Source organism: Streptomyces sp. NPDC042259, from assembly GCF_055582085.1.
The window spans coordinates 98697-109170 of the sequence record NZ_JBVJDW010000006.1 but is presented as its reverse complement, the minus strand read 5'-3'; the positions used below and the strand labels follow the sequence as shown (position 1 = coordinate 109170).

Sequence of the window (10474 nt, the reverse complement as noted above, 5' to 3'; positions counted from 1 at the left end):
TTGGGTGCACCAAGACGGAAAGGACCCGACCTGGGGTTGGAAGGAAGAGACTTGGGGAGAAGGGAAAAGCGGGGGGGGGCGGGTTCCGCGGTGAAGGGCGACCCCGGCCCCTCCCGGTCGTTTCACGGGTCAGTCCTTGGCGGCCTTGCTGATCTCCCAGAACCGGAAGACGGTCGAGGAGTCCAGGGTCCACTGCAGACCGGAGATCCGCTTGTTGGCCACGGCGTACTGCTTGCCCTGCCACAGCGGCAGGATCGGCAGGTCGTCGGCGACGGTCGTCTGCAGCCGGGCGAAGTCCTCGACGGTCGCCGGGCGGCTGCCCTGGGCGGCGGTCGTCGGCAGGATCTTCCCCGTGATCTCCTTCGACTCGTAGTTGTTGAAGAGCACGTTGCCCTTGCCGAAGAAGGGCGCCGTGAAGTTGTCCGGGTCCGGGTAGTCGGGGACCCAGCCCTTCACATAGACGCCGTACTTGCCCTCGGTGACGCCCTTGTCGTACTCCTCGAACGGGACGCTCTGCACGTCCGCGTCGAAGAGGCCGCTCGCGTTGAGCTGCTTGGCGATCTCCTTGAACGCGGGCACGGTGCCCGGCCCGTAACGGATGGGCGTGGCCCACAGGGTGAGCTTGACCTTGCCGGAGACGTTCGCGGACCGCAGGGCCGCGGCGGCCTTGGCGGGCTGCGGGCGGTCGCCGTAGGCCTCGAAGAACGGCGTCTTGTGGCCGGTGATACCGCTCGGGACGATCGAGTACAGCGGCTCGGCGGTCCGCTTGTAGACGTCACGCACGAGGGTGCTGCGGTCGATGAGGTACGCGATGGCCTTGCGCACGCCGACCTTGCCGACCACCGGGTCCTTGGTGTTGAAGACCAGGTGCTGGACCTCGGCGCTGCTGCCTTCGACGACCTCGAGGTTCTTCTTGTCGCCGGCTTCGGCGGCCTCGAGGTCGGCGATGTCCTTCATGGCCAGACCACGGTAGGCGATGTCGACGTCGCCCTTCTGGACGGCGGTCTTCAGCTCCTCCTGCTTGCCGTGGAAGAACTTCATGGTGACGCCGTTGTTCTGGACCTTGGCGCCGCCCTGGTAGGAGCCGCTGACCGAGAACTTGGCCTGCTTCTTGTCGAACGAGTCGAGCTTGTAGACACCCGAGCCGACGGCCTTGCCGTCGGTGCGCAGCTTGTTCATCGGGTACTCGTGGTGGTCCACGATGGAGCCGGCGCCGGAGGCGATCTTCTGCGGGAAGGTCGCGTCGGGGCGCTTGAGCTGGAAGACGACCGTCGACTTGTCCGGGGTCTTGATCTCCTTGATCGAGGAGAGCAGCGTGGACGCCGGACCCTTGTCGTCGTTGATCTTCAGCGTGCGGCGGAAGGAGTAGGCGACGTCCTCGGAGGTGAGTTCGTGGCCGTTGCTGAACTTCAGTCCGTCCCGGAGCTTGCACTGGTAGACCGTGCTGCTCCCGTCCTTGAAGCTGCACTCCTTGGCGGCTTCCGGCTGGGGCGTCGTGCTGCCCTTGGGGAAGCTCAGGAGCGACTGGAAGACGTTGTTGAAGAGCAGCCAGGAGCCCGGGTCGTAGCCGGAGGCCGGGTCGGTGGACACGACCTCGTCGGACATCCCCATGACCACCGACTCACCGGTGCCGGCCGCCTCGCCGTCGTCCGAACCGCACCCGGTGAGCAGGGCGGCGGCGAGCCCCGCGCCGAGCGGGGCGGCAAGCCACTGGTCACGTTTCCTCACGTGCACGTTCCTCACAGTTTCTTGATCGTCAGAAGAGATCGAAGGATGGGACTGAACAGCTGTGCCTCACTTGCCGCGGCCGAGCTCCCACGGCTGCATCTCCGAGGCGGAGTTGAGCGCCCACTCGGCACCGGTGATCCGGTCCCGTGCGGCCACGTACTGCTTGCCCTGCCACAGCGGCAGCACCGGCACTTCCTCGGCCACGATGTCCTGGGCCTGCTGGAAGTACTTGGCCGCCGCGTCCCGCTGGGTCACCTGGCGGGACTGCGGGATCAGCTCGTTGCTGATCTTCGCGTTCCGGTACGGGGACTGCAGGAAGTTGTCCTTGCCGATGAACGGCGCGACGAAGTTGTCCGGGTCCGGGAAGTCGGGGAACCAGCCCATGCCGTAGACGGCGTACTTGCCGGCCGAGGCGTTGGGGCGGAACTCCGACCACTTCACGCCCTGGAGCCTGGCCTTGAAGAGCCCGCTGGAGTTCAGCTGCTTCTGCAGGTTCTTGAAGGCCTTGCCGGTGGCCTCACCGTAGTGGTCCGTGGTGTACGAGAGGGTCAGCGGGACCGGGCCGTCGATGTGCGCGGCGCGCAGGATGGCGCGGGCCTTGTCGACGCTGGGCGTCTCGTACCGGTTGGAGAAGGAGTTCTGGTGGCCGGTGATGCCGCTCGGCACGATCGAGTACAGCGGGTCGTTGGTGCGGTCGGAGTCCTCACGGGCCAGGGACTGACGGTCGACCAGCTGGGCGATGGCCTGGCGCACGGCCTTCGGCTTGACCGTCGCGTCCTCGGTGTTGAACGCGAGGATGCTGATCTCCTGGCCGGGGGCCTCGATGAACCGGACGCCCTTGCTCGTGGTGGTCCGCAGCCTGCTGATCTGCTGCGGGGACAGGGTCCGGTTGATGATGTCGATGTCGCCGGACTTGAGCGCCTTCTCCATCGACTGCGAGTCGTCGTAGAAGCGCATCTCGACCTTGTCGTTCTGCGGCTTCAGCGGGCCCTGGTAGTCCTTGTTCCTGCTGAAGACGGCCTTGACGACGCGTCCGTCCTTCTGCTCGGTCTCCAGGGTGTACGGGCCGGAGCCGGTCACCTTGAAGCCGGGGTCGAGCTTCTTCTTGGAGTAGCTCTCGCTGTCGAGGATGGCCGCGGCCGGGGTGGCGATCTTCTGCGGGAACGTCGCGTCGGGCGACTTGAGGTGGAAGACGACCTCGCGCTCGCTCGGCGTCTCCACCGAGTCGATGTTGTTGAGCAGCGAGACCGGGCCGTTCTCGAAGTTGATGGCCCGGGCGCGGTCGATGGAGAACTTGACGTCCTCGGCGGTGAGCGCGTTGCCGTTGGAGAATTTCAGCCCGCTGCGCAGTGTGCAGCGGAACTGCTCGTTGCGGCGGTCGCCGAAGGAGCACTTGGAGGCGGCGTCGGCGATCGGGGCGGTGCCCGAGCGGGGCAGCCGCAGCAGTGTCTGGAAGGTGCTGTGCAGGACGTTCCAGGCGCCGATGTCGTACGCGACGGCGGGGTCGAAGGGCGCCGGGGCGTCCGTCGTCTCCTCGAACCGGTCGGTGGTGCCGATGACGATGGCGCTGTTGCCCGCTCCGGCTCCGTCGCTCCCGCCGCAGGCGACGAGGGCGGGGGCCAGCAGGCCTGCCACGATCGGCAGCACCAACGTCTTGCGGTTCATTGTCTGGGGTTCTCCCTGCGATGCGATCGGTCCCGGGACCATACCGATGTCGGTTGTGCTGGTCACCCGGGCAGCCGTGAAGTTCTCGCGAAAAGATTAGTGCGCGAGGCCACTGCCCCCGGAACACGGCGAAGTCGAAGGAATATCACGCGGTGATAACAGCCCATGGATCACCGATATCCGGACGCCGGAACGATTCGCGCACGAGATCATCAATCGGGACACAAGGGTGCGCTTCAGCCCCCACGGAGGCCCCTCGGCGAGGGTGGGAACCCCTGGGGAAGCCTCGATTCCGGTGACGAACGTCACGCACACCGCCGCCGTGCGGACTACGGGAATTCAGCCAGCACATTCGTCACGGAAAACAATCGTTCCGGCGCCCAGAGTTCCTTGGTCTTTACGCGCGGCACGCTCAGTGCATGGTTCAGTGCATTCCCGTAATCAGGCCGCGCAGGAAAGCGAGATCGACTTCCTCCAGCGAACCGACGACCGTGCGGCCCGCGGCGGGCGGGATCGGGGCCACCGACGGCACCGCCAGCACCCGGCAGCCGGCCGCCTCGGCGGCCGCGACCCCCGTCATGGTGTCCTCCACGACGGCACAGCGCGCCGGGTCCACCCCGAGCCTGGCGGCGGCCTCCAGATACGGGTCCGGGTGCGGCTTCGTGCGGGCGACCTCGTCGCCCGAGACGGTCAGGGCGAAGTTCTCCGCGCCCAGGGTGAGCAGCACCCGGTCGATGATGTGCCGGTGCGAGGCGGAGACCAGGGCGGTCGGGACGCCGTGCGCGGCCAGCTCGGCGAGCAGCCGTCTGGCCCCGGGCATCAGCGGCACCCCCTCGCCGATCCGCTCGGCGAAGCGCGTGTTGAGCAGCACGGTCAGCTCGGTGACGGCGATCTTCGCACCGGTGGCCTGAATGAGGAACGAGGCGCTGCGGGTCATGGGGCCGCCGACGACGATCTCGCGGTACTCCTCGAGGAGCCGGTGCCCCAGCTCGGCGAAGACCGCGACCTCCACGTCCCACCAGAAACCCTCCGTGTCGACGAGGGTGCCGTCCATGTCGAGCAGGACGGCCTGGAGGGCCGAGCCGGCTGCCGAGCGGGCGTCGACAGCGGGAATGCTGCTGGTCATACGGGCACACCTCCACGGGGGACGAGAAGGCCGGTCCGCCCCGGAGGGCGAACCGGCCTTCACCGGACCGACAAGTGTACGGCGGTCATTACCGTGCGTCACTTCGATTCGTCGATCCGCGGGGCTCTCGCGGATCGACTCCCGTGGGCGGGACTACCGGGCGTTGAAGTACTTCGCCTCGGGGTGGTGGATGACGATGGCGTCCGTGGACTGCTCCGGGTGGAGCTGGAACTCCTCCGACAGGTGGACCCCGATCCGCTCCGGCTCCAGCAGGTCGGCGATCTTCGCGCGGTCCTCCAGATTCGGGCAGGCGCCGTAGCCGAGGGAGAAGCGGGCGCCGCGGTACTTGAGCGCGAACATGTCTTCCACGTCCGCCGGGTCCTCGCCCGCGAAGCCCAGCTCGGCCCGGACCCGCGCGTGCCAGTACTCGGCGAGGGCCTCCGCCAGCTGCACCGACAGTCCGTGCAGCTCCAGGTAGTCGCGGTAGGCGTCGGCGGCGAACAGCTCGGCCGTGGCCTCGCCGATCCGCGAGCCGACCGTGACGACCTGCAGGCCCACCACGTCCCGCTCCCCCGACTCCTCCGGGCGGAAGTAGTCCGCGAGGCACAGCCGGCGCCCGCGCCGCTGGCGCGGGAAGGTGAAGCGGGTGCGCTCGGTGCCGTCCTCGTGGAGCAGGATCAGGTCGTCGCCCTTGGAGACGCAGGGGAAGTAGCCGTGGACGACGGCCGCCTCCAGCAGGTTCTCCGTGTGCAGCTTCTCCAGCCAGCCGCGCAGCCGGGGCCGGCCCTCGGTCTCCACCAGCTCCTCGTACGTGGGCCCGCCGCTACGGGCCTGCTTGAGCCCCCACTGGCCCTTGAAGAGCGCGCCCTCGTCCAGCCAGGAGGCGTAGTCCTTCAGGGGGATGCCCTTGATGACCCGGGTGCCCCAGAACGGCGGCTCGGGGACGCGGTTGTCGACGGAGACGTCGGAGCGCACGGAGCCCTCGGGCTCCTCGGTCTCGACGACGGCGGTCTCGCGCTTGGGCACCCGGCGCTGCTTCAGCTCGGGGAGCGTCGCGCCGGGCACGCCGCGCTTGACGGCGATCAGGGCGTCCATCAGCCGCAGGCCCTCGAAGGCGTCGCGGGCGTAGCGGACCTCGCCCTCGTAGATCTCGTGCAGGTCCTGCTCGACGTAGGCGCGGGTCAGCGCGGCCCCGCCGAGGATCACCGGGTAGTCCGCCGCCAGCTTGCGCTGGTTCAGCTCCTCCAGGTTCTCCTTCATGATCACGGTGGACTTCACCAGCAGCCCGGACATGCCGATCACGTCCGCCCGGTGCTCCTCGGCGGCCTCCAGGATCGCGGAGACGGGCTGCTTGATGCCGAGGTTGACGACGTTGTAGCCGTTGTTGGAGAGGATGATGTCGACGAGGTTCTTGCCGATGTCGTGGACGTCGCCGCGGACCGTGGCCAGCACGATGGTGCCCTTGCCGTCCGCGTCGCTCTTCTCCATGTGCGGCTCGAGGTAGGCCACCGCGGTCTTCATGACCTCGGCGGACTGCAGCACGAACGGCAGCTGCATCTGGCCGGAGCCGAACAGCTCGCCGACGACCTTCATGCCCGCCAGCAGGGTGTCGTTGACGATGTCCAGGGCGGGGCGGGTGGTGAGCGCCTCGTCGAGGTCGGTCTCCAGGCCGTTCTTCTCGCCGTCGATGATGCGGCGCTGGAGCCGCTCGTCGAGCGGCAGGGCGAGGAGTTCCTCGGCCCGGCCGGCCTTCATCGACTTGGTGTTGACGCCCTCGAACAGCTCCATGAGCCGCTGCAGCGGGTCGTAGCCCTCGGCGCGGCGGTCGTAGATCAGGTCGAGTGCGACCTTGACCTGCTCCTCCTCCAGCCGGGCGATCGGCAGGATCTTCGAGGCGTGCACGATCGCCGAGTCGAGGCCGGCCTTGACGCACTCGTCCAGGAAGACCGAGTTGAGCACGATCCGGGCGGCCGGGTTGAGGCCGAAGGAGATGTTGGACAGGCCGAGCGTGGTCTGCACCTCGGGGTGGCGGCGCTTGAGCTCGCGGATCGCCTCGATGGTGGCGATGCCGTCGCCCCGGGACTCCTCCTGGCCGGTGCAGATGGTGAAGGTGAGGCAGTCGATGAGGATGTCCGGCTCCAGCACCCCCCAGTTGGTGGTGAGGTCCTCGATGAGCCGCTCGGCGACGGCGACCTTGTGCTCGACGGTGCGGGCCTGACCCTCCTCGTCGATGGTCAGCGCGATGAGCGCCGCGCCGTGCTCGACGGCGAGCGCGGTGACCTTGGCGAAGCGGGACTCGGGGCCGTCGCCGTCCTCGTAGTTCACCGAGTTGATGACGGCCCGGCCGCCCAGCTTCTCCAGGCCCGCCCGGATGACGTCCAGCTCGGTGGAGTCCAGCACGATCGGCAGCGTGGAGGCGGTGGCGAACCGGCCCGCGATCTCCGCCATGTCCGCGACGCCGTCCCGGCCGACGTAGTCGACGCAGAGGTCGAGCAGATGGGCGCCCTCGCGGATCTGCTCGCGGGCCATCTCGACGCAGTCGTCCCAGCGGCCTTCGAGCATGGCCTCGCGGAACTTCTTCGAGCCGTTGGCGTTCGTCCGCTCGCCGATGGCCAGGTAGGAGGTGTCCTGGCGGAAGGGGACCGTCTGGTAGAGCGAGGCGGCGCCCGGCTCGGGCCGCGGCCGCCGCTCGGCGGGCCGCATGTCCCGGACCCGCTCGACGACCTGCCGCAGGTGCTCGGGGGTCGTGCCGCAGCAGCCGCCGACGAGCGAGAGGCCGTACTCCCGGACGAACGTCTCGTGCGCGTCGGCCAGCTCCGCGGGCGACAGGGGGTAGTGGGCGCCGTTCTTGCCCAGGACCGGCAGACCGGCGTTGGGCATGGCGGAGACCCGGGTGCGGGCGTGGCGGGAGAGGTAGCGCAGGTGCTCGCTCATCTCGGCCGGGCCGGTCGCGCAGTTGAGGCCGATCATGTCGATGCCCAGCGGCTCCAGGGCGGTGAGGGCCGCGCCGATCTCGGAGCCGAGCAGCATGGTGCCGGTGGTCTCGACGGTCACCTGGACCAGCAGCGGCAGATCGGCGCCGGCCGCCTTCAGGGCGCGGCGGGCGCCGACGACGGACGCCTTGGTCTGGAGCAGGTCCTGGGTGGTCTCCACCAGGATCGCGTCGGCGCCGCCGGCGATCAGGCCCTCGATGTTCTGCTGGTAGGCGTCGCGCAGCTTGCCGTAGGGGGCGTGACCGAGGGTCGGCAGCTTGGTGCCCGGGCCGACGGAGCCGAGCACCCAGCGGGTGCGGTCGTCGCGCGCGGTGAACTCGTCCGCGACCTCGCGGGCGATCCGCGCGCCCGCCTGGGACAGCTCGAAGATGCGCTCGGGGATGTCGTATTCGCCGAGGGCGGCGAGGTTGGCGCCGAAGGTGTTGGTCTCCACGCAGTCCACGCCGACGGCGAAGTACTCCTCGTGCACCGAGCGCACGATGTCGGGCCGGGTGACGTTCAGGATCTCGTTGCAGCCCTCCAGCTGCTGGAAGTCCTCGAGGCTGGGGTCCTGCGCCTGGAGCATCGTGCCCATCGCCCCGTCGGCCACCACGACACGGGTGGCGAGCGCCTCACGCAGGGCGGAGGCTCGGGCGGAACTGGCGGTCGATGGCGTGTACGAGGCCATGGAAGTGCTCCCGGGGTTGCGACGGCTGTCGGCTTTACGCCTTCCGGCAGAAGGCGCACGCCGTCAGCGTAGCTGGCGGCCCCACGGATGGGAGTGGGCATCTCATCTGACGGGCGGACTGGTGCGGCGGAGAGACGGCCTGAAACAGTCGTCCGATACTGGCCGGTACGAGCCCTGGTGCGAGCCGCCCCGTGCTCTCGGCGATCATGGAGGGGCCCGCGGTCAGCTACCCCTTGGTCGGCATCGGCCGATAGTGTTCAGCATTGCCGAACGGCATTTGAGGAGGTTGCTCGATGGCTCGGACCATCCAGTCGCTCGAACGGGCGGCGGCGATGCTGCGGCTGCTCGCAGGGGGTGAGCGACGGCTCGGTCTGTCCGATGTGGCCTCCGCGCTGGGGCTCGCGAAGGGCACCGCGCACGGCATCCTGCGGACGTTGCAGCAGGAGGGCTTCGTCGAGCAGGACCCCGCGTCCGGGCGCTACCAGCTCGGCGCCGAACTGCTGCGCCTGGGCAACAGCTATCTGGACGTCCACGAACTGCGGGCACGGGCCCTGGTCTGGGCCGACGACCTGGCGCGCTCCAGCGGGGAGAGCGTCTATCTGGGCGTGCTCCACCAGCAGGGCGTGCTGATCATCCACCATGTCTTCCGGCCCGACGACAGCCGCCAGGTGCTGGAGGTCGGCGCGATGCAGCCGCTGCACAGCACGGCGCTGGGCAAGGTCCTGTGCGCCTACGACCCGGTGGCGCACAGCGAGGTGGCGGAGGCCGAGCGCGAGGCGTTCACGCCGCACACCGTGACGGGCCTCGGCGACTTCGAGGAGATCCTGGACCTGACCCGGGCCCGCGGCTGGGCCGCGGACGTCGAGGAGACCTGGGAGGGCGTGGCCTCGGTGGCCGCCCCCATCCACGACCGGCGGCGGATGCCGGTGGGCGCGGTGGGCATCACCGGTGCGGTGGAGCGCGTGCGCGAGGGCGGCGAGCTGAGCGCACAGCTGGTGGCGGCGGTACGGGACTGCGCGCGGGCCGTCTCCCGGGATCTGGGCGCGGGGCGTTTTTGAGCCCCGCCCGGGCGCCGGGCGCGGCGGTGGCCGAGAACCGGTCACCCGCCGACCGGAAACGGTCTGAGCCCCTGACGCGCACCGGGTGAGAATCGACTCGGGAAATCGGTTCAAGATCGACATCTCACCAGGATCGGCACCGTCGGATACCGGCCGGTAGCAGGGAGTACCAACCGGTAACCCGAACGATGGTTTTCGGCCGTACAGCCACGAGTTTTCAGTCACAGGACCCTTGACGCGCCCTTAACCGTGCAGAAAACTGCCGTTCATCGGTCGGCATTGTCGAACACCTAACGACAATATTCGCTATGGTGGACACTGCCGCGGGACCGATCAACGCCCTCTCGGAGGGCGCGGACCACCGGAGGGACCCGGGGTTCGCCTTCCCCTGGACGAAGGACAAAGGAGTCGCGGGTGTCCAGCTCCGACATCTTCACCGGTGAGCTCATCGGTACCGCAGTATTGATCCTGTTCGGCGGCGGTGTGTGCGCCGCCGTCACCCTGAAGCGCTCCAAGGCGCTCAACGCGGGCTGGCTGGCCATCACGTTCGGCTGGGGGTTCGCCGTACTGGCGGGTGCGTACATCGGCACCAAGTCCGGCGCGCACCTCAACCCGGCCGTCACCGTCGGCCTCGCGATAGACGGCGCGGTCGAGTGGAGCGACGTACCGCTCTACATCGGTTCCCAGCTGCTGGGCGCGATGATCGGCGCGACGCTGGTGTGGCTCGCCTACTACGGCCAGTTCAGGGCTCACCTGACCGACCCCGAGCTGGTCGCGAGCCTGAACCCCAAGGAGGGCATGGTCGACCAGACCGCGACCCCCCAGGCCGGCCCGGTGCTGGGCATCTTCTCCACCGGCCCCGAGATCCGTCACGCGGTGCAGAACCTCGTCACGGAGATCATCGGGACCGCCGCGCTGGTGCTCTTCATCCTCACCATGGGTCTGACCAAGGGCCTCGCCACCAGCGGCACGGGCACCCTGATGGTCGCCTTCGTCGTCGTCGGCATCGGCCTCTCGCTCGGCGGTCCGACCGGTTACGCCATCAACCCCGCCCGCGACCTCGGCCCGCGCATCGTGCACGCGTTGCTGCCGCTGCCGAACAAGGGCGGTTCAGACTGGGGCTACGCCTGGATCCCGGTGGTCGGACCGCTCGTCGGTGCCGCGCTCGCCGCAGGCATCCACAAGATCGCGTTCTGAGCACCCGCCGAGACCTTCAGACTTTCCCAGGAGCACACAC

The 10474-nt window shown here is 68.9% G+C and carries 6 protein-coding genes; 2 read left to right on the top strand and 4 right to left on the bottom strand.

The annotated features are described in order from the left end of the window. Positions 1 to 129 precede the first annotated feature (129 nt). From ACZ6MA_RS18225 to metH, 4 genes are all read right to left on the bottom strand, one after another. Positions 130 to 1728, bottom strand: a complete 1599-nt coding sequence (locus tag ACZ6MA_RS18225) for an ABC transporter substrate-binding protein (protein ID WP_469434827.1) — start codon at positions 1726 to 1728, stop codon at positions 130 to 132. 66 nt (positions 1729 to 1794) lie between these two features. Then, the gene (locus tag ACZ6MA_RS18220; protein ID WP_469434826.1) at positions 1795 to 3393 is read right to left on the bottom strand and encodes an ABC transporter substrate-binding protein; all 1599 of its coding nucleotides are present in this window, start codon (positions 3391 to 3393) and stop codon (positions 1795 to 1797) included. Between the two features lie 424 nt (positions 3394 to 3817). Continuing rightward, a complete protein-coding gene (locus ACZ6MA_RS18215) occupies positions 3818 to 4519 on the bottom strand; it encodes an HAD family hydrolase (protein WP_469434824.1) in 702 nt (233 codons plus the stop codon). Positions 4520 to 4672: 153 nt separating this feature from the next. Next, positions 4673 to 8179 carry a methionine synthase gene (gene metH / locus ACZ6MA_RS18210; RefSeq protein WP_469434823.1) on the bottom strand — a complete coding sequence of 1169 codons (3507 nt, stop codon included), beginning with the start codon at positions 8177 to 8179 and terminating at the stop codon, positions 4673 to 4675. 293 nt (positions 8180 to 8472) lie between these two features. On the opposite strand from metH, the gene ACZ6MA_RS18205 reads away from it, so the two are divergent. Next, positions 8473 to 9237 carry an IclR family transcriptional regulator gene (locus ACZ6MA_RS18205; RefSeq protein WP_130876996.1) on the top strand — a complete coding sequence of 255 codons (765 nt, stop codon included), beginning with the start codon at positions 8473 to 8475 and terminating at the stop codon, positions 9235 to 9237. Between the two features lie 414 nt (positions 9238 to 9651). Beyond that, positions 9652 to 10434: an MIP/aquaporin family protein gene (locus ACZ6MA_RS18200; protein WP_469434821.1), complete on the top strand. Its 783-nt coding sequence runs from the start codon at positions 9652 to 9654 to the stop codon at positions 10432 to 10434. Positions 10435 to 10474: the final 40 nt, after the last annotated feature.

Bases quoted from the DNA above. Each gene is read 5' to 3' on its own strand.
- ACZ6MA_RS18220 (WP_469434826.1), bottom strand. From the start codon at position 3,393: ATGAACCGCAAGACGTTGGTGCTGCCGATCGTGGCAGGCCTGCTGGCC.
- ACZ6MA_RS18215 (WP_469434824.1), bottom strand. From the start codon at position 4,519: ATGACCAGCAGCATTCCCGCTGTCGACGCCCGCTCGGCAGCCGGCTCG.
- metH (WP_469434823.1), bottom strand. From the start codon at position 8,179: ATGGCCTCGTACACGCCATCGACCGCCAGTTCCGCCCGAGCCTCCGCC.
- ACZ6MA_RS18205 (WP_130876996.1), top strand. From the start codon at position 8,473: ATGGCTCGGACCATCCAGTCGCTCGAACGGGCGGCGGCGATGCTGCGG.